Genomic DNA, 24,733 nt, shown 5'->3' on the forward strand with positions numbered 1-24,733 from the left:
ATTACTTTATTTTATCAATATCGTGTATGTTTGTTAAGGAATTATTAAATTCTTCAATATTTTCTCTTAAAGCTAAACTAGAAATTGAATAAATCATTATTAATAACAAAACTAAAGGTAATGAAGTTACAATTGATGCATTACTTTTGATTAACAAAATATAAAAAACTATGAATAAAGCTGAACGAATTAAAACTGTTTTTCTAAAAACACTTATTATTGAAAGAGAGTGTTTTAATAGTTTAAAGAAACTCATTTGAGATGGACCAAAATATCTTTTTCCTCTAATTGATGGAGAAGAAATTAAATCTTTTTCTATTTTTTTTAATGATCCAGAAAAACTATTCCAAGTAGATTTTTCATCTAACATTTTTTTTACAGTTGCTTTTGAAAGACATGTAAAATTACCAAATTTAATTGATTGTCCAGTAAATGCTAAAGTTAAAAATTTGTGAAATTGGTAGCATAACTTAAAGAACATACTTTCTGATCTTTTTACCCTTTCACCTATTATAGATCTGTCTCCAGCTTCTTTTGATAATTCAATAAAATTTTTAATTTCTTCAGGTCTATCTTCACCATCACCATCCATAGGAATGACATAATCAAATTCCTTTTTTTCATAGATATATTTTAAGCCAGAAGCAATACATCTTGCATGACCTCTGTTTTCTTTCATGTTGATGATTTCAATTGAGTGAATATTTTCAATATTTGGATATTCATCAATGATTTGTTGTGAAGAAGCATCATTAATTACCACTAATGATATTTCAGAATTTAAATCTTTTATTTCATGATTAATATTTTCAATTAATAGCTTCAAAGACTCTCGGTCATTGTAAACAGGTACTAAAATGACATATTTCATAGATTATCTTGATCCAACACAGATACTATCAAGACACATATAATCTTTCAATTGATCTAGTTTTTCTCTTTCAACTATACCTTCCCAAACTGGTCTAGATTTTAAATGATAAGATAAATTGCCTGCATTCCATTCATCTCCAAGCACTACATTAATAGTTGAGTCAAACTGTTGATCCCAAGCATATTGAGTTTTCATCGCAATTTCTTTACCTGGATAATCTGTTCTCTTATCGTCTTTTGAGGCCGAAACATAAGCGTATAGAACAGGTGACAAAAAGAAAAAGAACAAAAATCCAACCATAAAAGGTTTTAGTTTTTTTTTTAAATTTATTTGAGATTGGAATAAATAAACAATTAATGTTCCAAAGAATAAATAGAATGGTGTCATCCACATTGTTCTAATTTTTGATCCTGTAATCAAAGAAGTTAAAAACATCAGAGCAATTGGTAATATATTTATTGCTAACAAAAATAATAAATTTTTATCTTTGAAATTAATTTTATATTTAAGTTTTTTGATCAATAACAAAGTCAAAATTATAAATGGGATTAATATACCAATTTGTTTTCCTAAAAATATTAATGGATATTTTATGTGATCAATAAAACTTGATTGCTCTAAACCTGTTCTTGCAAGTCCATAAGTAATTGTAATGAATTCATTATTATTAAGCCAAATTAAGTGAGGAACTAAAGCAACTATAAATACTTCTATTGATATTAAATATTTAAAATCAAACTTTCTTTCTTTTTTAATAATTAAATAAATAAATAAAAAAGCAATAGAAACCAATAAGTAAACGAATAAATATTTTGATAAAAATCCTAACGCACCAAACAAACCTATTAAAAAACAGTCCCAAAATTTAATATTTTTAGCATTATAAATTTTCCAAGAATAATATGCTGTTAATGACCAAAAAGGTAACTGACATACATTCACGTTAAACTCAGGTGTAGTAAAATTATAAAAATAAATTGTTTCAATTAATAAAACTGAAATTAAACCAAGAAATTTATTCTTAAGTATTTCATTTGAAAGTTTGAATACATAATAAAATGAAAAAATTACAAAAATTTGGCTTAGTAAATAATAACTCCAATCCTGTGAACCAAAAATTTGAAAAAATACTTCTGGAAAAAAAGCACTCATAGGTGGGTGCTTATTGAAACCCCAATCTAGATTGCTCCCCCAAGCTAAAGCTTCAATTGTATCTAAGGGTAAATTGTGATTTGTAATAGTTGGAATCAAAGTCCAAAAAATTAGATGGGATGTAACAAAAATATAAAAAAGATTATCTATATTTTTGTTATTATTGGTCATTATGTAAATATTTATAACAATTCAGCTTGCTTGACACCCCTATTTTGCTGAATATACTCCGGCAATTCAAAATTAAGTAATGCCTAAAACTACTAAAGCAAAGAAAAAAGTTTCTAAACCAAAAACTAAAGTTGCAAGTAAGCCAAAGAAAACTGAGGCTTCAACAGCTAAAAAAGCTTCTATAAAAATTTCAAAAACTTATGTTCCAAAAGAAACTGAAAAATATATGTGTGAAAAACATAAAGTCTATTTCAGAATGAAATTAAATGAATGGAAAAAAGAATTAATTAAAGCAAATAATGAAGCTCTTTATAATGGTTCTATGGATGACAATAATATTTCTGCAGATATTGTTGATCAAGCAAACTCATATATTGATAGCAATGTAGAAATGAAAGCAATTAATAGACAAATAAAATTAATTTCTGAAATTGATAAAGCTTTAAGAAGAATAATGGATGATACTTATGGTTATTGCTTGGATACAGCGGAACCAATTGGATTAAAAAGATTAATGGCAAGACCTGTTGCCAAATACACGATTGCTGCACAAGAAAAGCATGAAAAAGACGAAAAAGTTCATGCAGATGATTAATTAAATTTTTGGAATTTTAGCCTCTTTATCCATAAATGCGTATCCTTTTACTACAGCCTCACGGTTTGCAATTTCTAAATACCATCTAGATAAATTTTCATAATTTTTTAAGCCAATATCATGCCATTCATGCCTTGCAAGCCACGGCCAAGTTGCAATATCAGCAATTGTGTAATTATCTCCAGCTAAAAATTTAGAAACTTTTAATCTTGCTTCTAATTCTCCATAAATTCTTTTTGCAATTTTAAAATATCTTTCCTCTCCGAATTCACTTTTTCCAGGATTATAATGATGAAATTGGTGATGTTGACCAATCATAGGACCGATGGTTCCCATTTGAGCCATCAACCATTGATTAATCACTAATCGATCTTTTTCATCATAAAATTTTCCACTTTTTTCACCTAAGTACATCAATATTGCACCAGACTCGAAAATACTTTTGTTATTTTCATGGTCTGTGATTACAGGAATTTTTCCAAATGGGCTTAACTTTATAAAATCAGGATTAAATTGTTCGTCTTTTCCTAAATCAATTTTAGTTACTTTATACTCATAACCAATCTCTTCCAGCATAATACCTATTTTCCATCCATTAGGAGTATTAGCAGAAAAAAGTTCAATCATTTTTTTACACCAAGTCGCTCTTGTGCAGCTTTTGAAGTGGTAGTGAACTCAAATCTTAATTTTTCATCTGGTCTTGCATATTTAAAACAACCTCTTGCAGCTAATGCCCCTTCATGAAAGCCAGACAGAATTAATTTTAATTTACCTGGGTAAGAACAAATATCTCCGATTGCAAATATACCCTCAACATTTGTCTCAAAGTTTTCAGTGTTTACTTCGACTGTTTTTTTATTGATACTTAATCCCCAATTTAAAATAGGACCTAGTTGCATAATTAAACCAAAGAAACCAAGTACAAAATCAGATTGTAATTCTTTTATTTCGCCATCATCATGTTTTATTTTAACAGAACTAATTTGATTATCTCCACTTACAGCATCCATTTGATATTTGGTGTACAAATTTAATTTTCCTTGGTCATTTAATTCTTTTACTTTTTGAACACTTGATTCAGCTCCACTAAATCCATCACGTCTATGAATTAAATTTACTTTTGATGTGTTTGATAATTCTATAGCCCAATCTAAAGCTGAGTCTCCTCCACCAAAAATTGAAATAGTTTTGTCTTTAAAAATTGTTTTGTCTTTTATTGAGTAAAATAAAGAAGATCCTTCAAATTTTTCACATTCTTTAACAGGAAACTTTCTAGGTTCAAATGATCCAACGCCTCCAGCAATAATAATTGCTGCTACATCAAATTCTTGACCATTGCTAGTTTTGACATGCCAACGATTTTCAACTTTTTTAAGTTCCTCTACTCTTTCATTTAAATGAAATTTCACATTAAAAGGTTTAATTTGTTGTAAGAGATTATTTGTTAACTCTTCGCCAGTACATTCTGGAATAGCTGGAATATCATAAATGGGTTTATCTGGATAAAGCTCGATACACTGTCCACCTGCTTTATCAAGATTGTCTACGATTTCACATTGAAGTCCAATAATTCCGAGTTGATGAGCACAAAATAAACCTGTGGGACCAGCTCCAATAATTAGTACATCTGTTTTATTCATTTAAGCTTGTTTTTCTGGAATGGTCACTTCCAATCCATCTAATTCATCTGAAACAATCAATTGGCAACTTAATCTACTATTTTTACTAGGCTCATACGCCATATCCAACATATCTTCTTCGCCATCTTCTTTAGTTGGAAGTTTATCCAACCAATCTTCTTTGACATACACATGACAAGTAGCACATGCCATCCCGCCTCCACAATCAGCATCAATTCCTGGAATATCATTTTGAACAGCACCTTCCATTACTGTTAATCCGTTTTGAACATCAATAGTTTGAGTTTTATTATCGTGTGTGTGGTAAGTAATTTTTGCCATGCGTTATATATAGGTTCTTATCTAAATTGAGCAAGTAAGTAAAAACATACTTGGTCAATTTTATGCATTTTGAGGTTCAGGTACTTCCTTTTTGAAAAAATAACTAGTGTCTTCTGTTTGTTTCATTATAGCTGGTAAAATTTCTTTGTAGGCATCAATTAAACCATCATTTGTCCTTGGTAATTGATCTTTAATATGGTGATGAAGTTTATCTAAGTTATAAGATGGAACTGTTGGAAACATGTGGTGCGTTACATGATATTCCATTTTCCAATATAAAAAGCTTAAAATAGGATTTAAATACATTTCTCTTGTTGTGTATCTATGATCTTTAATATTTCTTGCTAAACCCGCATGTTGAGTAAAAGAAACAAGCTTGTGTAAAGTTCTTCCATAAAATTTTGGTAATAAAAAAAATAAAACAGGTAACCAAGATAAAGTAATTAAAGACCACAAAATAATTGCAATCCAAATTGCAACAAAAATTCTAGAATTAAAAATTACTTTTGATTGTGCATTTTCAGGAATGCAGTCTTGCATTACTTTCGTTTTTACACCCAATGCATGTTGAATAATTTCGTAAGCGATACTTTTTTTAAAATAAATAAGTTCCATAAAAGGAATTAAATTCATTAATAAATTTTTTGGTGTTTCTTTTAAATTATTTCCATATTCAATTTCATGATCAAATGGATTTTCTGTTGAATAGGTATTTCCATGATGAACAAAGTGTGTGTATCTCCATCTTAATGGTTCAAAATTAGAAAGGTATGAAGAGACATAGTAAAAAAATTCATTTAAAGATTTTGATTGAAAGGCAGTTTTATGACCTGTCTCATGCCACAATGGATTTGAAAAACCATAAATGTTTCCATAAACTAAAAACCAAAAAGCAGACCACCATGTGCCCCAAGTTATATATGCCAAAGTTCCTGTTACCAATAACAATCCAAAAAAAACTGAAACATGTTGAAGTCCTTTAATGTCAGATTTTTTTGAAAGTTCTTTAAGAACCTCTATATCAACTTTACATCGGTGCCATTTTTCAAGTTTTACATCCATAATAAAAAAATATGTATAATAACTATACATAATTTTACATAAGGCAAAAAAAAAGGGCAAGTACAATATTGTACCTGCCCTTTTTTAAATCTTAAGTAAAACTACTACTTAGCTCTACCAGGTTGTTGCATAGCTGCTGCCCAAATGATCAGACCGAAAGCGATCTTGTTCAAGAAGTCAGCTGCGTTGTAAATCACGTTTAGTGAGTTAGCATCTACACCACCTGTTAGGTAACCAAAAATGTAACCTAATGGGTAGATCGCCCAACCTACAGTAACGATCATTCTCATTGCACCAAAAGCAGTTACAAGTGATTTGTTACCACTTTTCGCTGCTCTCTTACCTGCTTCACCAGAGAATACTTCATATAAGATGTATACCCAACCAGCCATACCGATTATGAAACCAAGTGTAGCGTTGATGTATCCAGCTTCTCCTAAGTATCCACCTACTAGCATTACTAATGTACCAATCATTAGTCTCCAGAAAATTCCAGAGTCTGATTTGTTTACCGCTGCTAGAACAAAATAGAATTCTAACATCAATAATGGCACTGTAATTAACCAGTCAATGTATCTGTATACAGTTGGTGAGTCACCAGTAGCGATCCATACATCTCTCATGTACATGTAGTGTACGAATGCAATACCAGTTACTAGACCAGCAACTGTCATTGAAACTCTCCATCCAGCTGGAACTGAACTTCTTTCTAAGAAAAAGAATACAGTAGCAGCTAAACAAGCCATAGATACTAACCAAAACGAAATACCTACAAAATCGTCTTGAGCCAGCATAGCTGTTTCAGCGTTTGCAACACCAGTTACGCCCATAAGAGCAACAACTGTAAGAGCAAACAATTTAAGTTTTTTCATAAAAAACTCCCTCTTCGTTAGTTTTTATTTATTAGTTTATATAAACTAGACTTAAGTAACCCTAAGCCAAAGTTGGGGTTAAATAGCAAATAAAATTAGTTTTATGAAGACTTAATTGTCATTAATTTGCATTGATTTTACTGAATTTTTAAAATTAAATGCAATTTATAAGTTAAAAACCAAAAAAATAACAAAAATCGAATCAAATTAGAATGTCAAAAAAATTTCAAAGTATTTACGAAAATTCCATTCAAAACCCCGAAAAATTTTGGCAAGAAGCGAGTGAAGATATCTTTTGGTTTAAAAAACCAACAAAAATTTTAAATAAATCTAATCCTCCTTTCTATAAATGGTTCGAGGATGGTATTACTAACACTTGTTATAATGCTCTAGACATTCATATTGACCAAGGAAGAGGTCAAAAAACTGCTTTAATCTACGATAGTCCTATCACTGGCAATAAAGCTAAGTTTACTTACGAAGAACTAAGGTCAAAAGTATCAAAATTTGCAGGAGCCTTAAAGCAACAAGATGTAAATAAAGGAGACAGAGTAATAATTTACATGCCAATGATTCCTGAAGCTGTAATTGCTATGCTTGCTTGTGCTAGAATTGGAGCCATACACTCAGTTGTTTTTGGTGGATTTGCCTCAAATGAACTTGCAAGCAGAATAGATGACAGCAAAGCAAAATTATTAGTAACAGCTTCTTGTGGTTTTGAGCCTGGAAGAACAGTTGAATATAAGCCTTTAGTAGATGAAGCGATAAAAATAGCAAATCATAAAATTGAAAAGATGATTTTATTTCAAAGATCAGGAAATGAAGTCAATTTAAATGCGCCAACAGAAATTAGTTGGGATGAAGCTATATCAAATTCATCTGATGCTGATTGTGTTGAAATTAATTCAAATGATTTTGCTTATATTCTTTATACCTCTGGAACAACAGGAACACCAAAGGGTATAGTTAGAGACACTGGTGGTCATATAGTTGCTCTTAAATGGACTATGAAGAATATCTACAATATTGATACTGATGATATTTGGTGGTCAGCTAGTGACATTGGTTGGATTGTTGGTCACTCTTATATTGTTTATGCTCCATTATTTAAGGGATGCACTACAGTTTTATTTGAAGGTAAACCAGTTGGAACTCCAGATGCTGGTGCTTTTTGGAAAATCATCTCAGATTATAAAGTAAAATCATTATTTACTGCACCTACTGCATTTAGAGCTATAAAGAAAGAAGATCCTGATGGTAAATTTTTTTCAAAATACGACTTATCTAGTTTTCAAAGCCTCTTTCTTGCTGGGGAAAGAGCAGATCCAGATACTATTAAATGGGCTGAAAATTTATTGAAAGTCCCAGTTATTGATCATTGGTGGCAAACTGAAACCAGTTGGGCAATTAGCTCAAATTGCACAGGGATTGAAATGATGGAGACTAAATATGGCTCAGCTTGTAAAGCGGTTCCTGGATATGATGTAAAAATCATTAAACCAGATCAATCTTTAGCTAAACCAAATGAAATGGGAGACATTGTGGTGAAACTACCTTTGCCTCCTGGGACATTTCCTACTCTTTGGAATGCAGATCAAAGATACAAAGAAAACTATATGACTAATTACGAAGGTTATTATCAAACTTATGATGCAGGTCACATTGATGATGATGGTTATATTTGGATCATGTCTAGAACAGATGACATTATAAATGTTGCTGGTCACAGATTATCAACTGGTGCAATTGAAGAAGTTTTATCTGAACATCAGTCTGTTGCTGAATGCGCAGTACTTGGAATTGCAGATAAATTAAAAGGTCAATTACCAATTGGTTTAGTAGTTTTGAAATCAGGTGTTGATAAAGACGATGAAACTATCTCAAAAGAATGTGTGCAAATGGTTAGAGACAAAATTGGTCCTGTTGCTGCATTTAAGACGGTTATAGTTATAAAAAGATTACCAAAAACTAGATCAGGAAAAATTTTAAGAGGAACAATAAGAAAAATTGCAGATGGTATTGAGTATAAAATTCCACCAACAATAGATGATCCAGCAATTTTAGATGAAATTAAAGAAGATTTAGTAAGTCATAAAATTTTAAATAATGATTAAAACTTATATATTTTTGATTGCTGCAATTTTTTGTGAAGTTGCTGGAACAATGTTGTTACCTGTTTCTCAAAACTTTACTAAAGTTATACCTACAGTTGCTTTATCAATTTTTTATCTTTGTGCATTTTATCTATTAACTTTTGTTGTAAACAAACTTCCAATAGCAATTGTCTATGCCACATGGAGTGGTTTAGGAATTTTTACAATTGCTATACTAGGATATATATTTTTTAAACAAACCTTAGCTTGGCAAGCAATCTTGGGATTATTTTTAATTGTTTTAGGTGTAATTCTTGTTAATAGTTTTACAGTTAAGATTAACTAAATTGTAAAGGAGTTCCCTCTGGGTCTCCTAAAATTTTACCATCTTGCATTTTAATTTTTCCTGCAATGATAGTGTGCGTTGGTGTTCCTTTAAATTTGAATCCATTAAATGGTGACCATTTACATTTACTCTCAATATTTTCATTTTTAATTTCAATTGTTTTATTCATGTCTACAATTGTAAAATCAGCATCATAACCCTCTTTGATAAACCCTTTGTTTTTAATTCCAAAAATTTTTACAGGATTCTCACAAACAAAATTCATCAACTGATTTAAAGTTAATTTTCCATCATTAATATGATTTAACATTACAGGCATTAAAGTTTGAACACCTGGCATTCCTGAAGGAGTATTAGGATATATTTTATCTTTATTTTCTTTTAAGTGAGGTGCATGGTCTGATCCAATAGTATCATTAAAATTATTTCTAACTCCATACCATAATCTATCATAATGAGATTTGTCTCTTAATGGTGGGTTCATTTGAGCATAAGTTCCAAGCTTGTCGTAACAATCTGGAGCATAAAGTGTTAAATGTTGAGGAGTTATCTCAAAGGTAATATTGCCTTTATGCTGTGAAAGAAAATCTATTTCTTCTTTTGTTGTAATATGAAGAACATGAGCTTTTTTGTTATGTTTTTCTGCAATTCTAACAATTCTTCTAGTTGATGCTATTGCGCATTCGGCACTTCGCCATACTGGATGAGTATGAACATCTCCCTCTTTAATTAATTTTTTATTAATTTTTAATATCGCTTCGTCTTCTGAATGAACTGCAACAACTTTTGATGCATTTTGAAAAACTTTATCTATATCATCTTCTTCGGCAACAAGTAAATTACCTGTGGAAGATCCAGCAAAAAGTTTAATTCCACAACATCCCTCTAAATTTTTTAAACTAGCTAAATCATCTGCATTATCAGCAGTTGCGCCAAAGTAAAAAGCGTAATTGCAATACATTCTATTTTTAGCAAGATCTAGTTTTCTTTGAAATTCTTTCAGATTTGAAGTTGGTGGATTTGTATTTGGCATCTCAAAAACACTTGTAATCCCTCCAGCAATTGCTGCTCTACTTCCTGAGTGAAGATCTTCAGTATCTGTTGATCCGGGTTCTCTAAAGTGTGTTTGTGTGTCTATACAACCTGGCAAAACAGTTTGGCCTTCTGAATTAATTGTCTCTTTTGCTTCATCAGAAATTTGACCGATCTGATGAATTTTTCCATCTTTTATTGCAACATCAACATTTTTTAATTCACCATTGATGTAACATTGTCCATTTTTGATTATAAGATCTAACATTTGAAGAAAAAGTTATTATATTAAAAATAACAATTAATCAAATATGAATATCAAAAACGTTTACATTTTAGAAGATAGATCAATTCTTTATATAAACGGAGATGACGCAAAAGATTTTCTGCAAAATCTTATAAGCAACGACATAAATAAAGTAAGCGAGGTTGATAGTTGTTTTGCATCTTTGCTAAGTCCACAAGGAAAATTTTTATATGAATTTATTATTATAAAACATAAATCAGGTTATCTCTTAGATTGTGAAAAGTATCAAGCAGATGGATTATTCAACCAGTTGTCTCTATATAAGCTAAGATCAAAAGTTGAAATACTTAATTTAAGTAATGAATTTGTTGTGGCAGCTTTTTCTAATGAAAAATTTTTAAAATTTGATGATGCAAAAGATCAAGCAGGATTTACAATTAAATATAGAGAAGATCCTATTCTTTTAGACCCAAGAAATAAACAATTGGGAGCAAGATTAATTATTAATTTAGAAAAACTTTATTTATCTTTAAAAAAACTTGATCTTCATGATTCAAATGTAAACGAATACTATTCTCTAAGTCATAAGCTAGGAATAGTTCCGAAAGATTTGAATAAATTACAAAATAAATTATTTGGTATTGAATGTAATTTTGAAGAACTAAATGGAATTGATTTTAAAAAAGGTTGTTATGTAGGCCAAGAAAATACAGCTAGAATTAAATTAAAAAATAAACTTTCAAAAAGATTGATGCCTATTAAAATTATTGAAGGAAAATTAAATGAAGGGGAAGGTATCTTTAATAATGAAAATGAAATAGGAAAAGTGTTGATAGATAATGATTACCCTTTTGCTTTAATAAAATATTTAGATGAAAACTTTGATGAAAAAGTAAATTTTAAAACTAAAGAAGCAACAATAACTGTTAAAAAACCTTATTGGATTAATTAAAATAAATAATTTTGGTGCGGTCGGAGAGACTCGAACTCTCATGGACTAAGTCCACACGGCCCTCAACCGTGCCTGTCTACCAATTTCAGCACGACCGCGATATGTCTCATAATTAATGAATGACAAGTTTGTTTCAAATTGGTAAAAAATCCTTATGGAATTTACACAAGAAGTACGTAAAGCAACAGATCCAATTTATCAAAAAATTTCAAAGGTAATGCCTGAGATAGAATGGTCAGTACACGCACCATACATACATAAAATTAATAAATTAAAAAAAGAGAAAAATGCAGTAATTTTAGCTCACAACTATCAAACACCAGAAATTTATCATGGTGTTGCTGATTTCTCTGCAGACTCACTCGCGCTAGCTATAGAAGCTTCAAAAACTTCAGCAGATATAATTCTAATGGCAGGAGTTCACTTTATGGCTGAAACTGCAAAACTAATGAGCCCTAATAAGAAAGTAATTTTACCAGATATGGAAGCGGGTTGTTCTTTATCATCCTCAATTACTGGTAAAGATGTGAGATTACTAAAAGAGAAGTACCCAGGTGTTCCGGTAGTATCATACGTAAATACCTCAGCTGAAGTAAAAGCTGAAACAGATGTTTGTTGTACATCTGCTAATGCTGTCAAAATTGTTAAATCTCTTGGAGTAAAAAAAGTTATATTTTTACCTGATGATTACCTTGCAAAGTATGTTGCATCTCAGACTGATGTGGAAATTATATCTTGGAAAGGAATTTGCATAGTACACGACCAATTTAATAAGAAAGAAATAGAAGATATAAGAAAAAACAATCCAGGTATTAAAATTATTGCTCATCCAGAGTGTCCACCAGACGTAATTGGAGCAAGTGATTTTGCAGGATCTACATCTGGAATGATCAAATATGTAAAAGATAATCAGCCAAAAAAAGTAATGATGGTAACTGAGTGCTCTATGAGTGACAACATACAAGTAGAAAATCCAAATGTAGATTTTATTAAACCATGCAATATGTGTCCGCACATGAAAAAAATTACGCTTCCAAAAATATTGGATTGTTTAGAAAATGAAACTGGTGAAATAATAATGGATAAAGAAACAATCGAAAAAGCTAGAATATCTGTTGAAAGAATGGCAGCCATTGGCAGATAATTAAGTGTCAAAAATTAAATTAAGTAAAGAATTTATCAAAAGCACAGTCAAACTTGCTCTGAACGAAGATCTATATCCTTCAGGAGACATTACTTCAAGCTTAATTGAAAACGATAAGATCATAACAGTTAAATTGATATCGAATCAAAATGCAATAGTAGGAGGTTTATTATTTGCAAAACAAACTTTTAAATTAATTGATAGTAAAATTAAGTTTTTAATTAAAGAAAAAGATGGTTCAAATATTAAAAAAGGATCCTTAGTTGCAGTAATAAAAGGCAAAGCAAAAAATATTTTGATTGCGGAAAGAGTTGCTCTAAATTTTTTATCTCACATTTCAGGAATAGCAACTAAAACAAACAAATTTGTTAAATTAGCTGGAAAGAAAACTAAAATTTGTTGTACAAGAAAAACAATTCCAAATCTAAGAGTTATACAAAAATATGCTGTTAAGCTTGGAGGTGGTACAAATCATAGATTTAATTTAAGTGATGAATATTTAATTAAAGATAACCACGTAGCAAGTTCGGATTTAAAAACTTTAGTTGTAAAAGCCATAAAAAATAAACAGGGGAAAAAAATTACAGTTGAAGTTGATACAGTTGGACAACTTAAATCAATTATAGGTCTAAAATTTAATACTGTTTTGCTTGATAATATGAATATTAAAAGTTTAAGAAATAGTGTTAAAATTGCTAAAAAGTATTATGAAACAGAAGCATCTGGTAATGTTAATTTAAAAACTGTCAAAGCTATTGCTTCCACTGGTGTTGATAGAATATCTGTGGGCAGCATTACTCACAGCGCTCCTGCGGTTGACTTTAAATTAGAAATTTAATTCACAAACTTTGATAAATCTGGTTTAAAATAATTAGGACCTTTCATAACTTTTCCAGCTTCATTATAAATTGGTTTTCCATTTTCATCTAATTTACTCATATTTGAATTTTGAACCTCTTCAAAACATTTATCTAAATCAATTCCAAATGCATGGCCTGCACCATAAGTAACATATAAAATATCAGTTAAAGCATCTGCAACTTCTAATAAATCTTTATTATTCATAGCTTCTGTAAGCTCATCTAACTCTTCTTTAATTAGATCTATTCTTAGTTTGTTTATTTTATCGGTACTAAAAGATGGTTTAGTTTTAACATCTTGACCAAAAGTTTTCATAAAAGTTCCAACTTTGCTAAAATTCGACATATTGCTCCTGTAAGTTTTTTAAAATTTATTGTATGAATATAAATATTTATTACTTAAAAATTAATCAATGAAATTAAGAAAAGAATTTGACAGTCTTGGAAGCATAAATGTACCTAATAATAAGTACTGGGGTGCCTCAACACAAAGATCTAATAAATTTTTTAATATTGGGAAAATTTTAGTTAACATTTCTATAATTAAATCTATTGCTATTATCAAAAGATCAGCAGCAATAGTTCATGCTAAAGATAAATTAATTAATAGTAAAATTTCTAAAGCAATAATCAAAGCTTCAGATGAGGTTATTAAAGGAAAGTTAGATGAAAATTTTCCTTTAAAAGTTTGGCAAACAGGTTCTGGAACACAGACAAATATGAATGTTAATGAAGTAATTGCTAACAGAGCTATTGAAATACTTGGTGGAAAAAAAGGCACAAAAAAACCAGTACATCCAAATGATCATGTTAACAAATCACAGTCCACCAATGATGTTTTTCCGACTGCAATGCATATTTCTATAGCAACAGAAACTTTAGCTAAAATGTTGCCAAGTTTAAAAATCTTAGAAAAAGAGCTAAAGAATAAAACAAAAGAATTTAAAAACATAGTTAAAATTGGAAGAACTCACCTTCAAGATGCAACACCACTATCTCTTGGTCAAGAATTTTCAGGTTATCATGCTCAACTAAAAAAATGTATTGAACGGATTGAATACGCATTAAGAGAAATTCTATTTTTGGCTCAAGGTGGTACAGCTGTTGGAACTGGAATAAATTCAAAAAAAAACTTTGATAAAAAAATTGTTAAAGAAATTGCTAAATTCACTAAAATAAAATTTAAACCTTCATCAAACAAATTTGCAGAACTTGCTGCTCATGATGCAATTGTTAACTTTTCTGGAACTTTAAATACTTGTGCAGTTGCGTTGATGAAAATTTCAAATGATATTAGGTTCTTAGGTTCTGGTCCAAGAGCTGGATATGGAGAATTAATATTACCTGAAAATGAACCAGGCTCATCAATAATGCCAGGGAAAGTAAATCCAACCCAGTGTGAAGCAGTTACGATGGTTTGTGTAAAAGTAATTGGAAATCACAACGGTATTACAATGGCTGGATCCCACGGACATTTTGAATTAAACGTTTTCAAACCATTAATTGCTCATAACATTTTACAATCGATTGACTTAATTGCTGATAGTACAAAAAATTTTGCTGTATATTGTGTGAAAGGGATTAAAGCTAACAAGAAGAAAATTAAAGAACACTTAGATAATTCACTAATGCTAGTCACAGCTTTAGCTCCTCATATTGGTTATGATAATGCAGCCAAAATTGCAAAAACTGCGCTAAAAAACAATACTACTTTAAAACAAGAAGCATTAAAAACAGGATTAATTAGCGAAAAAGATTATGAAAAAATAGTTGATCCAAGAAAAATGATTTATCCTGCATAATTTTTAATTGCATCATTTAATAAATTTTTAAAGTATATTTTATTTTGCAAGTTATCATCTTTTAAATAGATAATTCTCAAATTGTCATTCAATTTTTTATTTAATTTACCATCTACAAGAATATTTTTAATTTTTATTATTTTTTCATCAAAAAAATAAGTAAAGTTAATATTAATTTTATTAATTTGTTTTCTTAATTTTTTTGGAGTCAATAAGAATTTATAAACTTCATTTGAGTTAATTACAGCTAACTCAGTGCTTCCATCTAAAATCAGTTGACCATCTCTTACATAAACTAAGCTATCTTTAAGTTCAAAATTAACATTATTTTTCCAACTAAATTTAGTTTGATCAAAGTCAATTAATCCCTCATGAATTTTTGATTTTAAAAAAATATTTTTAAAACTATCAAAATTTTTTATTTCTTCAGCCTTAATATCAAGTTTGAAATCAATATTTTTGTTATTTAGTATTTCTGTTTTAAGTAAGTCTTTGATTATAGCATTTGAAGAAAAAAAAGATGTAAAATTTATTTCATTTACTTTACCCTCTAAATAAGAATAAAAAGGTTTAAAATTAAATTTGCCATTAAGTAAAAATTTTAATGCTTGTGATTTATCATTCAAACTAAATTCAAAAAAATTCTTATTTGTTTTGTATTTTGCAATACTTTTTTGATTTAAAAAACTAAACTCAGTTAAACCTAAATTAAAATCTTTTCCGAGAGATAATTTGTTATCAAACTTTAATCTAAAAGATTCTAAGTTTATTTTTGAATAAATAATTTTATCATTCTCATCAGTAAATATTTCAAGGGAATAAGGAACGTTAAAAATTTCATTCTCTGAATAAAAAATATTTTTTAGCTCATTTGGATCATAATAATATTTTGAATTTAAAATATTATTAATTAACAATACATCATTTTCATAATTTCTATAAAAAATATTACTATTAATAATTTGTAATTTACTCTCTTTGAAATTAGCATTCAAAAGTTTGAAAAAAAAATTGTAATTATTTTTATTTAAATTGAAATTTGCTTCTTCTAAGACAACATCTGTTACCTTCATATTTCTTAAAGAAAACAAGTTTTCTAATGAAACATAAATCTTTGTTGTTTTAATTTCAGAAATTTTACTTTCATCATTAATTATTGATGATTCCTTAGTTACAAAATGAGGTCTTGGTAAAAATTTATATTCTAATTCATTTGAAAAATGAAACTCTAGGTTTAATTTGTTAAATAGATTACTTTGTATTTCATTTGAAATTTTATCTTGGTTATAAATATTAGGTAAAGAAATATATGAAAAAAATAAAATAATTGCTGCGACAATAGTAAAGAAAATTTTATTGTTTAATAACAGTCTTTTAAAATTATTAATATTTAACTTGTTTAAATATTTTTCTAATAGACTATTAATTGATTTACTAAGGTTTTTAAGAAATTTAGCAAAAAAGTTTGAAGTATTCATTTTGAACAAGAAACTTATAAAACATTATTTTGAATGATAAATAGAGAATATTTAAATAATTTAAACGAGGCTCAAAAAGAAGCTGTGATGCACTTAGATGGGCCTTTATTAATTGTGGCTGGAGCTGGGTCTGGAAAAACAAAAGTATTAACATCAAGAATAGCTAACATTATTAAAGAAAAAAAAGCTTATCCAAATCAAATTCTTGCAGTCACATTCACTAATAAAGCTGCAAAAGAAATGCAAAATAGAGTTGGTAAAATTCTTGGTTCTACAGCTATAGGACTGTCTTGGCTTGGAACATTTCATTCAATTTGTGCAAAATTATTAAGAAAACATGCATCTGCAGCAAATTTGAACTCCAACTTTACAATAATAGATACAGATGACCAAACTCGACTTATCAAAAATATCTGTAAAGCTGAAAATATTGATATCAAACAACTATCGCCAAGATTTATACTTGCAATAATTGATAGATGGAAAAATAAAGGCTATTACCCAAATGAAGTAATCATAAATAAAAAAGATATTTACGAGAAAAATATTTTACCATTATACAAAATTTATCAACAAAAATTAACTGATCTAAATTCATGTGACTTTGGAGATTTGATTTTACATACAGTAAAAATTTTAGAGTTCAATTCTGATATTAGAGAAATTTATTCAAAAAATTTCAAATATATACTTGTCGATGAGTATCAAGATACAAATTTTATACAAAGCAAATGGCTAAATCTATTATCAGAAAAAAATAACAACATTTGTTGTGTTGGGGATGACGACCAATCAATTTATAGCTGGAGAGGTGCAGAAATAAAAAATTTTTTAGAATTTGATCAAGTATATAAAAACACTAAAGTAATAAGATTAGAACAAAATTATAGATCGTCACAAAATATTTTGTCTGTAGCGTCTAATCTAATTTCTAACAATCAAAATAGAGTTGGTAAAACTTTAATTACAACTATGGAAGAAGGTGACTTAGTTCAATTGAATTGTTTTAAAAATGGAAAAGATGAAGCAATAGGAGTTTCAGATGAAATAGAAAAAAAAATTAAAAAAAAATTTTCTTACAATAATATAGCTATTCTTGTTAGAGCTATTTTTCAAACGCGTGAATTTGAAGAGCGATTTCTCAAAATTGGTATGCCATACAGAATATTAGGAGGAACGAAATTTTATGAACGAGCTGAAATAAAAGATTGTGTAGCTTATTTGAGGTTGATTCATCAAGAAAAAGATGATCTTGCTTTTGAGAGAATTGTTAATAATCCAAAAAGATCAATAGGAGATGGTACTTTAAAAAATATCCATGAATTTGCAAAAAAAGAAAATTTAAATTTAGAAAAAGCATCAAAGCTTATGCTTGAACAAAATCTAATAAAACCGAAAGCAAAAATTGGACTAAATTTATTTTTAAATTCTATAAATAAATGGAGAAATGAATTAATCATAAAAAATTCAAATCATATCAAACTATTACAAATAGTATTAGATGAGTCAGGATACTCTGCCATGTTAAAAAATAAGAAGGATCTTGATAATGAAAATAGACTTGAAAATATCAAAGAATTATTAAGTGCTATGAAAGAGTTTGATAATTTAGAAAGTTTTCTTGAACACGTTTCATTAGCAACGTCAATAGACCAAGAATGGGATGGTGAAAAAATAAATATGATGACGATGCATGCTGCAAAAGGACTAGAATTTGACGTGGTTTTTTTACCTGGCTGGGAGGAAGGGTTATTTCCTCATCAAAAATCAATTGAAGAAAAAGGTCAAAACGGCTTAGAAGAGGAAAGACGATTAGCTTATGTGGGGATTACTAGAGCAAAGAAAAAAGCTATAATATCTTTTTCAATGAACAGATTTTATCAAGGAGACTGGATCGACAGTATGGCTTCAAGATTTATTGACGAGCTACCAGAAAAACATTTAGAGAAAAATTCTTTCTTTGAAGAGGAAATTAACAGTGATGATGATTTTGAATTTAACCAAGATTTTGAAATTGATGAAGGAACTAGAAGTCCAGGTTGGATAAGATATCAAAAGAGAATTAAGTGAAAAATTATATTAAATTATTGAGAACAAAGTTTAAAAAAAATGGAATTGATGGATATATCGTTCCTAAAAATGATGATTATTTTACTGAATACTCTAAAATTAATCGACTAAAAATTATTTCAAATTTTAGTGGATCTGCTGGATTAGCTATAATATTAAAAAATAAAAATTATTTATTTACTGATGGTAGATATACTATCCAAAGTCAAATTGAGTGTGGTAAAAATTTTAAAATTCTTGGATTTGAAAAATTAATAAATTTTAATTTATTTAAAAATCTAAAACTTGGTATTGATCCAAAATTATTTACAAATACACAAATTAAAAACTTTTTTTTAAAATATAATAAAATTAAATTTATCAATAAAAATCTAATTGACGAAATAAAAAAAGAAAGAGAAAATTTAGCTATACCTTTTTTCTCGTTAAACAAAACAATTACTGGTGAAGGTACTAAATCTAAAATTAATAAAATATCAAAATATTTAAAAAAAAATAAATCAGACTACATTTTTATAAGCGCACCAGAAAATGTTGCGTGGATTTTAAACATAAGAGGTGGGGATGGTCCTAACAGTCCTGTACCAAATTCAAGACTAATAATAAGTAAAACAAATAAAATTTTGTTAATTAGCAAAATCCAAAAATGTAAAAAACTATTTAAAAATAAAATTTTAAAAAAAAATGAATTTTTAGATATTGAAGATTTACCAAAAAAAATCTTAAATCTAAAAGGAAAAAACTTTATAATAGATGATAAATCTTGCTCGATATTCTATGAAAATTTAATCAAGTCGAAATTTAATATTATAAACAGAGAAGATCCTACTTATCATTTAAAGGCAATTAAAAATAAAACTGAAATTAAAAATATGATTAATGCTCATATTTCAGATGGGGTGGCCTTAACAAAATTTCTATATTGGATAAAAAAAGTTAATAAAAAGAAAATTACAGAGGTTGACGCAGCAATAAAATTAGAAAATTTTCGAAAAAGAAATAAAAATTTTTTATATCCAAGCTTTGATACAATTGCTGGTGCTGGGAAGAATGGTGCAATTGTTCATTATCGAGCAAAAAAAAATGATTGCAGAATTATAGATAAAAAAGACATTTTTCTTTGTGATTCTGGAGGGCAATACAAATATGGTACAACAGATGTTACTAGAACAATTTGTTTTTCAAAACAAAAAAAAAATATTAAAAATATTTTTACCAAAGTTCTCAAAGGTCATATTGCAGTGGCTACAACTGACATTAATAAAGATAATGTTGGTAAAAAAATTGACAAAAGAGCTAGAAAATTTTTAAACAAAAGTAATTTAGATTATGCACATGGCACTGGTCATGGTGTTGGTTTTTTTCTTAATGTACATGAGGGACCACAGTCAATTACAAAAATAAACACAGTGAAAATAAAAGAAGGTATGATTTTAAGTAATGAGCCTGGATATTATAAAACTAATGAATATGGAATTCGAATTGAAAATTTAGTTTATGTAAAAAAATCAAAAAAAAATTTATTTTTTGAAAATTTGACTTTGGCGCCGATTGAAAAAGATTTAATAAATTATAACTTGTTAACCAAAAACGAAAAAAATTATCTTTTCAAATATCATTTGGAAGTTTATTCAAAAATATCAGGCTATTTAAATTCAAATGAGAAAAAATGGTTAGCTAGTTTTATTTAACATTTTCAAAAATTCGCCTTGATCTATAATTTTTATTTTTAACTGCTTAGCATTATCTATTTTCTTTTTTGTTGGTTTTTCACCTGTAATTAAATAATCTAGTTTTTTTGAAACAGTGCTTACCGTTGTGCCTGAATTTTCTTCAATTAATGATTTAACTTCTGCTCTACTAATATTATTTAGTTTTCCTGTTACTAAAAATGTTTTATTTTTTAAAATTCCATCTTTTTTTGTTGAAGTTGCATTTTTAATTATCAAAACTTTTTCTAATTCATTTAAAACTTGAATATTTTCTTTATTTATAAAAAAACTTTTAATAGATTTTATTTGAGTATCACCTATTCCATCAATATTTAACAAATCTTCATAGTTCTTTGTTGTAGATAAGTTTTTAAACTTTAAAAATGATACAAAATATTTTGATAACAATTTTGCGTTTTCTAATCCTATATGTCTTATGCCTAATGAATAAATAAATCTTTCTAGGGATATATTTTTTCTTTGATTAATAGAATATTTTAAGTTTTCTACAGATAATTTTCCCCAACCTTCCAGTTTTTCAATTTTATCATAGTTTAGTTTAAATATATCTTGAGGATATTTTATAAATTTTTGTTTCCAAAAACCTTCAACTATCTTTTTTCCTAATCCATCTATATTGAACGCCTCTTTAGAAACAAAATGCTTTAATTTTTCAATTGAAATTTTTTCGCAATAATAACCTTCACTGGAACATCTTCTAACTGCATCAATTTTTTTTGTAACTGAATTAAAATCCTTAATTGTTACCGACCCACATGAAGGACATTTTTTTGGAAATACAAATTTTAAACTATTTTTTGATCTTTTTTTTAAATCAACAGATAGTATATGAGGTATTACATCACCTGCTCTTTCAACAACAGCTGTATCACCAATTCTGATATCTTTTCTATTTATTTCATCTTCATTATGCAGTGTTGCATTTGACACAACTACTCCACCAATATTAATAGGTTTAATTTTTGCCACTGGGGTTAAAGCTCCAGTTCTACCAACTTGAATTTCAATATCTAATATTTGGGAAATAGCTTTATTAGATGAAAACTTATGAGCTATTGCCCACCTTGGAGCATTAGCCACATTTCCTAATCTTTTTTGCATAGCAAAATCATTAATCTTGTAAACAATTCCATCTATATCAAAATCTAGATTTGCTCTTTTTTTTTCTATTTCATTATAATTTTCAATTAAATTTTTAACTCCAGAAATTAATTTGTTTAATGGATTTGTTTTAAAACCCCATTTGCTTAATTTTTTTATAAAATCAGATTGGTTTTCTACTAACAAACCTTTTTCATATCCAAAAGTATATGCAATAAATTTTAAAGGTATTTTTTTTGTATCATTTGGGTTTTTTTGTCTTAAAGATCCTGATGCCGCATTTCTAGGATTAGCAAATTTGTTATTTAAATTTTTAAAATCACTATTTTGAATAAATACTTCTCCTCTAATATCTATTTCCTCAGGAAAATCCTCAGATAAGACAACTTTTGGAATATCATCAATTGTTTCTAAATTTAAAGTTATATCTTCTCCTTCTTTCCCATCGCCCCTCGAAAGACCTTTATGAAACTTTCCTTTTATATAAGTTAAAGAAGCAGATATTCCATCAATTTTAGGTTCTGCACTATAATAAATATTAATATTTTCTTTAATAGATAAAAAATTTTTAATTTTTTTTTCAAAGTTGTTCAAATCTTCTTCGGAAAAAGCATTTCCTAAAGATAGCATAGGTACTTTATGTGATGATTTTTTAAAGTTTTTTGAAGGTTTATATCCAACAATTTTACTAGGAGATTTTTCTGAATTTAAAAATTCATAATCTATTTCAAGTTGTAAAATCTCCTTTTTTAAATTATCGTATACTTCATCATTAACAATAGGCTCACTCTTATCATAATAATAACTATTATATTTGCTAATTAATCGAATTTTATTATTATATTTTTTTTGAATTACTTTTTTATTCATCTCAATTAAATAGAGATTTAAAGCTTTTTAAAATACTATTCTCTTCTTTTCGAATTTTAATTTTTTGGTAATTTTTATCAAAAATATTATACGAATTTTCGTACCATTTAGATGACTTATAATTGTAACCTAATAAACTAGCATATTTTTTTGACTCTTGCTCTAATCCAATAATATAATAAATTTCAACCAGTCTATGAAGGGCTTCCTCCACATAAATTGATGTTTCGTAATTATCAACAACAAATTTAAATCTATTTATAGATGCTATCCATTTTTTTCTATCAAAATAATACCTTCCTAGATACATCTCTTTTGCGGCCAATATTGTATTAATTAGACTAATTTTATATTCAGCATCAATTGCAAAATCTGTATTGGGATATTTTTTCACAACATCTAAGAATATTTTTTTTGAACTCTGTATTGAATTTAAATCCTTTGTTTCATCAACAATTTGTTCATAGTAAGATAAACCTAATAAATATTCAGCATAAGCTATATTTTTGTGATTTGGGTAAACTCTAAGAAATCTATTTAATTCAGCTATAGCATCACCATAATAATTTTGTGAATAATAAGAATATGCAGCCATCAATGCTGACCTTGGAGCCACTTCAGATTGAGGAAAAAGAATTTCAGCTTCATTAAATTTTTTCGCAGCAAATAAAACATCACCTTTTTTTAATTGTTCTAATCCTTCTTTGTATGCTTCTATCATTTGGAGCTCTAGATTTGTTTCTTTAATTACCGATTTCTCAACAGTCTGCTTTGAGCAGGATAAACAAAAAATCAATATTACAAAAAGATGTGCTATATTTTTCACAATTGATAAACTTATACTCTTAAATATGATATTTTAATAAATATTTATTAATATTTAAGCAATAGATTTTAATATATTTCTATTTATTAGTGAATGAGGAAGGTTTTTTTCTTTAATTTCTATAATCGAAAAATTTTCTCTATTTTGAAAAACTTTTCTTAACAATTGATTTGTTAAATAATGTCCTCCTTGAGAACATTTTACAGATGCTACAATTCTATAGCCCGAGGTGTAAAGATCTCCAATACAATCTAAAATTTTATGATTTACAAATTCTTTGTCATTTCTCAATCCTTCGGGGTTTAAAATTTCTTTTCCCTTAACTACTACAGCATTTTCTAAGCTACCACCTTTAGCAAGACCATTTTTCTTTATCATCTCTATATCTTCGTAAAGACAATAAGTTCTAGAATTATATACATCTGTTAAATCATCTTCATAAACTTTAAAATTATTTCTCTGGTTTCCAATAATTTCATTTTTATATTTTAATTCAAAATCTATATCCAAACTCAATGTAGATGGCTTAATTGATATAAACCTTTCCCCATCTGAAAAATTTATTTCTTTATTAATTTTAATTATTTTAATTGGCACATCACTTATCTCAATTCCTGCATTAATTATTTTTTCAATAAATATTTTTGCTGATCCATCTAAAATAGGAACTTCCTCATTATCTATCTCTATCAAAGCATTATCTATACCAAGACCAAACAAAGCGCCCATCAAATGTTCTATTGTTGATACTTTTGCACCAAATTCATTCTCTATAGTTGTGTTTAAAGAGGTATTAGAAACATTCATAAAATTTGGATATACTAAATTATCATTTGCGATGTCCATCCTTTTAAATACTATACCAAAGTTAGGTTCAGCAGGTTTAATGCTTACATTTACATCTAGGCCACTATGAAGTGCTACCCCACTAAATGAAACATTATTTTTTAAAGTTTTTTGAGTTAAATAAGACATACCATACGTCTATTTTGAAATTTGTAAGATTAAAAAACAACTAATGTTACAAGAAAAAACAATTTTAGCTGAAAAGTTGAAAAAACTTCTCAAAAAAACCAATTTTTTTAATATTTTTTGGTTCTAAATTAATTTCATTTTGATTGAAACCATCTAAAACTTTATAGCATCTTATTACCGGATCAATATTTTCATCTGGAAAAGAACTATTTACATATTTTAAATCAAGAAATCTATCAATCTCAATATGATATTTGTCTAATATATGAGTAATTTGTAACAAAAGATTTTTATGAAAACACTTAAAATTAATTTCTAAGCCAAGATTGTCAGTGTCCTGATTATTTATGAAGTTTGTGTAAATTTTGCCATTTATAATATATTTATTTATCACCATGTGAGTAATTTTATATTTATCATAATTTTCTTGAATCAAATCTTTAGCTTCAACAAGTAAATTTTCTAAAAAATTTACTTGTAATTTTTTTTCATAACTTTTCTTTTTTAAACTTATATT

At 27.8% G+C, this 24,733-nt stretch carries 23 protein-coding genes and 1 tRNA gene; 9 read left to right on the top strand and 15 right to left on the bottom strand.

All coding sequences use genetic code 11. The features are described 5' to 3' along the window. Position 1 precedes the first annotated feature (1 nt). On the bottom strand, positions 2-871 hold the full coding sequence (locus tag ACTTBN_RS07600; RefSeq protein WP_440681830.1) for a glycosyltransferase family 2 protein: 870 nt from the start codon (positions 869-871) through the stop codon (positions 2-4). A 3-nt stretch (positions 872-874) separates the two neighbouring features. After that, positions 875-2,197 (bottom strand): glycosyltransferase family 39 protein, encoded by a 1,323-nt coding sequence (locus tag ACTTBN_RS07605; RefSeq protein WP_440681831.1) that lies wholly within the window; start codon positions 2,195-2,197, stop codon positions 875-877. A gap of 79 nt (positions 2,198-2,276) precedes the next feature. On the opposite strand from ACTTBN_RS07605, the gene ACTTBN_RS07610 reads away from it, so the two are divergent. After that, positions 2,277-2,792, top strand: a complete 516-nt coding sequence (locus ACTTBN_RS07610) for a TraR/DksA family transcriptional regulator (RefSeq protein WP_440681832.1) — start codon at positions 2,277-2,279, stop codon at positions 2,790-2,792. Here the strand turns inward: ACTTBN_RS07610 and ACTTBN_RS07615 are convergent, their stop codons facing one another. From ACTTBN_RS07615 to ACTTBN_RS07635, 5 genes are all read right to left on the bottom strand, one after another. After that, on the bottom strand, positions 2,793-3,419 hold the full coding sequence (locus tag ACTTBN_RS07615) for a glutathione S-transferase family protein (RefSeq protein WP_440681833.1): 627 nt from the start codon (positions 3,417-3,419) through the stop codon (positions 2,793-2,795). Beyond that, positions 3,416-4,432: an NAD(P)/FAD-dependent oxidoreductase gene (locus ACTTBN_RS07620; protein WP_440681834.1), complete on the bottom strand. Its 1,017-nt coding sequence runs from the start codon at positions 4,430-4,432 to the stop codon at positions 3,416-3,418. Before ACTTBN_RS07620 ends, ACTTBN_RS07615 begins: the two co-directional genes overlap by 4 nt. Continuing rightward, the gene (locus ACTTBN_RS07625) at positions 4,433-4,753 is read right to left on the bottom strand and encodes a 2Fe-2S iron-sulfur cluster-binding protein (RefSeq protein ID WP_440681835.1); all 321 of its coding nucleotides are present in this window, start codon (positions 4,751-4,753) and stop codon (positions 4,433-4,435) included. Positions 4,754-4,813: 60 nt separating this feature from the next. Continuing rightward, on the bottom strand, positions 4,814-5,845 hold the full coding sequence (locus ACTTBN_RS07630; protein WP_440681836.1) for a fatty acid desaturase: 1,032 nt from the start codon (positions 5,843-5,845) through the stop codon (positions 4,814-4,816). Between the two features lie 74 nt (positions 5,846-5,919). Then, positions 5,920-6,687 (bottom strand): bacteriorhodopsin-like, encoded by a 768-nt coding sequence (locus tag ACTTBN_RS07635; protein WP_262589654.1) that lies wholly within the window; start codon positions 6,685-6,687, stop codon positions 5,920-5,922. 212 nt (positions 6,688-6,899) lie between these two features. Between ACTTBN_RS07635 and ACTTBN_RS07640 the strand changes: the two genes are divergently transcribed. Then, a complete protein-coding gene (locus tag ACTTBN_RS07640) occupies positions 6,900-8,801 on the top strand; it encodes a propionyl-CoA synthetase (RefSeq protein ID WP_440681837.1) in 1,902 nt (633 codons plus the stop codon). Further along, entirely contained in the window at positions 8,794-9,126 is a 333-nt protein-coding gene (locus tag ACTTBN_RS07645) for a DMT family transporter (RefSeq protein WP_440681838.1), read from the top strand. The genes ACTTBN_RS07640 and ACTTBN_RS07645 overlap by 8 nt, the downstream gene beginning before the upstream one ends. Here ACTTBN_RS07645 and ACTTBN_RS07650 read toward each other — a convergent pair. After that, positions 9,119-10,426, bottom strand: coding sequence for a dihydroorotase (locus ACTTBN_RS07650; RefSeq protein WP_440681839.1), 1,308 nt, complete (start codon positions 10,424-10,426; stop codon positions 9,119-9,121). The two genes, ACTTBN_RS07645 and ACTTBN_RS07650, sit on opposite strands and share 8 nt — an antisense overlap. A 43-nt stretch (positions 10,427-10,469) precedes the next feature. Here ACTTBN_RS07650 and ygfZ point away from each other — a divergent pair, with 43 nt between their 5' ends. Then, on the top strand, positions 10,470-11,357 hold the full coding sequence (gene ygfZ / locus ACTTBN_RS07655; RefSeq protein WP_440681840.1) for a CAF17-like 4Fe-4S cluster assembly/insertion protein YgfZ: 888 nt from the start codon (positions 10,470-10,472) through the stop codon (positions 11,355-11,357). A gap of 12 nt (positions 11,358-11,369) precedes the next feature. Here the strand turns inward: ygfZ and ACTTBN_RS07660 are convergent. Continuing rightward, positions 11,370-11,455: transfer RNA gene (locus ACTTBN_RS07660), tRNA-Leu, on the bottom strand. 56 nt (positions 11,456-11,511) lie between these two features. Here ACTTBN_RS07660 and nadA point away from each other — a divergent pair. Both nadA and nadC read left to right on the top strand, forming a co-directional pair. Beyond that, positions 11,512-12,501, top strand: coding sequence for a quinolinate synthase NadA (nadA, locus tag ACTTBN_RS07665; protein WP_440681841.1), 990 nt, complete (start codon positions 11,512-11,514; stop codon positions 12,499-12,501). A 4-nt stretch (positions 12,502-12,505) separates the two neighbouring features. Further along, entirely contained in the window at positions 12,506-13,339 is an 834-nt protein-coding gene (gene nadC / locus ACTTBN_RS07670; RefSeq protein WP_440681842.1) for a carboxylating nicotinate-nucleotide diphosphorylase, read from the top strand. On the opposite strand, the gene ACTTBN_RS07675 is transcribed toward nadC, so the two are convergent. Beyond that, complete coding sequence (locus ACTTBN_RS07675) at positions 13,336-13,707, bottom strand: phosphoribosyl-ATP diphosphatase (protein WP_440681843.1); 372 nt, start codon at positions 13,705-13,707, stop codon at positions 13,336-13,338. The two genes, nadC and ACTTBN_RS07675, sit on opposite strands and share 4 nt — an antisense overlap. Before the next feature lie 67 nt (positions 13,708-13,774). On the opposite strand from ACTTBN_RS07675, the gene fumC reads away from it, so the two are divergent. Further along, positions 13,775-15,163 (top strand): class II fumarate hydratase, encoded by a 1,389-nt coding sequence (fumC, locus tag ACTTBN_RS07680; protein ID WP_440681844.1) that lies wholly within the window; start codon positions 13,775-13,777, stop codon positions 15,161-15,163. Here fumC and ACTTBN_RS07685 read toward each other — a convergent pair. Further along, positions 15,151-16,641: a hypothetical protein gene (locus ACTTBN_RS07685; protein WP_440681845.1), complete on the bottom strand. Its 1,491-nt coding sequence runs from the start codon at positions 16,639-16,641 to the stop codon at positions 15,151-15,153. The genes fumC and ACTTBN_RS07685 overlap by 13 nt on opposite strands. 33 nt (positions 16,642-16,674) lie before the next feature. On the opposite strand from ACTTBN_RS07685, the gene ACTTBN_RS07690 reads away from it, so the two are divergent. Further along, positions 16,675-18,711 carry an ATP-dependent helicase gene (locus ACTTBN_RS07690; RefSeq protein ID WP_440681846.1) on the top strand — a complete coding sequence of 679 codons (2,037 nt, stop codon included), beginning with the start codon at positions 16,675-16,677 and terminating at the stop codon, positions 18,709-18,711. After that, positions 18,708-20,402 carry a M24 family metallopeptidase gene (locus ACTTBN_RS07695; protein ID WP_440681847.1) on the top strand — a complete coding sequence of 565 codons (1,695 nt, stop codon included), beginning with the start codon at positions 18,708-18,710 and terminating at the stop codon, positions 20,400-20,402. The genes ACTTBN_RS07690 and ACTTBN_RS07695 overlap by 4 nt, the downstream gene beginning before the upstream one ends. Here the strand turns inward: ACTTBN_RS07695 and ligA are convergent. From ligA to ACTTBN_RS07715, 4 genes are all read right to left on the bottom strand, one after another. Beyond that, positions 20,385-22,415, bottom strand: a complete 2,031-nt coding sequence (ligA, locus tag ACTTBN_RS07700; protein ID WP_440681848.1) for an NAD-dependent DNA ligase LigA — start codon at positions 22,413-22,415, stop codon at positions 20,385-20,387. The genes ACTTBN_RS07695 and ligA overlap by 18 nt on opposite strands. A gap of 1 nt (position 22,416) precedes the next feature. Beyond that, positions 22,417-23,241, bottom strand: a complete 825-nt coding sequence (locus tag ACTTBN_RS07705; protein WP_440681849.1) for an outer membrane protein assembly factor BamD — start codon at positions 23,239-23,241, stop codon at positions 22,417-22,419. 54 nt (positions 23,242-23,295) lie between these two features. Beyond that, entirely contained in the window at positions 23,296-24,216 is a 921-nt protein-coding gene (gene lpxC, locus ACTTBN_RS07710; protein WP_440681850.1) for a UDP-3-O-acyl-N-acetylglucosamine deacetylase, read from the bottom strand. 64 nt (positions 24,217-24,280) lie between these two features. Continuing rightward, positions 24,281-24,733: hypothetical protein (locus ACTTBN_RS07715; RefSeq protein ID WP_440681851.1), on the bottom strand; the 453-nt coding region annotated here is incomplete at its 5' end.

The organism is Candidatus Pelagibacter sp. HIMB1623, assembly GCF_052047695.1.
GTDB lineage: Bacteria > Pseudomonadota > Alphaproteobacteria > Pelagibacterales > Pelagibacteraceae > Pelagibacter.

Coding starts and splice junctions, on each gene's coding strand:
- ACTTBN_RS07600 (WP_440681830.1), bottom strand. CDS start 871: ATGAAATATGTCATTTTAGTACCTGTTTACAATGACCGAGAGTCTTTG.
- ACTTBN_RS07605 (WP_440681831.1), bottom strand. CDS start 2,197: ATGACCAATAATAACAAAAATATAGATAATCTTTTTTATATTTTTGTT.
- ACTTBN_RS07610 (WP_440681832.1), top strand. CDS start 2,277: ATGCCTAAAACTACTAAAGCAAAGAAAAAAGTTTCTAAACCAAAAACT.
- ACTTBN_RS07615 (WP_440681833.1), bottom strand. CDS start 3,419: ATGATTGAACTTTTTTCTGCTAATACTCCTAATGGATGGAAAATAGGT.
- ACTTBN_RS07620 (WP_440681834.1), bottom strand. CDS start 4,432: ATGAATAAAACAGATGTACTAATTATTGGAGCTGGTCCCACAGGTTTA.
- ACTTBN_RS07625 (WP_440681835.1), bottom strand. CDS start 4,753: ATGGCAAAAATTACTTACCACACACACGATAATAAAACTCAAACTATT.
- ACTTBN_RS07630 (WP_440681836.1), bottom strand. CDS start 5,845: ATGTATAGTTATTATACATATTTTTTTATTATGGATGTAAAACTTGAA.
- ACTTBN_RS07635 (WP_262589654.1), bottom strand. CDS start 6,687: ATGAAAAAACTTAAATTGTTTGCTCTTACAGTTGTTGCTCTTATGGGC.
- ACTTBN_RS07640 (WP_440681837.1), top strand. CDS start 6,900: ATGTCAAAAAAATTTCAAAGTATTTACGAAAATTCCATTCAAAACCCC.
- ACTTBN_RS07645 (WP_440681838.1), top strand. CDS start 8,794: ATGATTAAAACTTATATATTTTTGATTGCTGCAATTTTTTGTGAAGTT.
- ACTTBN_RS07650 (WP_440681839.1), bottom strand. CDS start 10,426: ATGTTAGATCTTATAATCAAAAATGGACAATGTTACATCAATGGTGAA.
- ygfZ (WP_440681840.1), top strand. CDS start 10,470: ATGAATATCAAAAACGTTTACATTTTAGAAGATAGATCAATTCTTTAT.
- nadA (WP_440681841.1), top strand. CDS start 11,512: ATGGAATTTACACAAGAAGTACGTAAAGCAACAGATCCAATTTATCAA.
- ACTTBN_RS07675 (WP_440681843.1), bottom strand. CDS start 13,707: ATGTCGAATTTTAGCAAAGTTGGAACTTTTATGAAAACTTTTGGTCAA.
- fumC (WP_440681844.1), top strand. CDS start 13,775: ATGAAATTAAGAAAAGAATTTGACAGTCTTGGAAGCATAAATGTACCT.
- ACTTBN_RS07685 (WP_440681845.1), bottom strand. CDS start 16,641: ATGAATACTTCAAACTTTTTTGCTAAATTTCTTAAAAACCTTAGTAAA.
- ACTTBN_RS07690 (WP_440681846.1), top strand. CDS start 16,675: ATGATAAATAGAGAATATTTAAATAATTTAAACGAGGCTCAAAAAGAA.
- ligA (WP_440681848.1), bottom strand. CDS start 22,415: ATGAATAAAAAAGTAATTCAAAAAAAATATAATAATAAAATTCGATTA.
- lpxC (WP_440681850.1), bottom strand. CDS start 24,216: ATGTCTTATTTAACTCAAAAAACTTTAAAAAATAATGTTTCATTTAGT.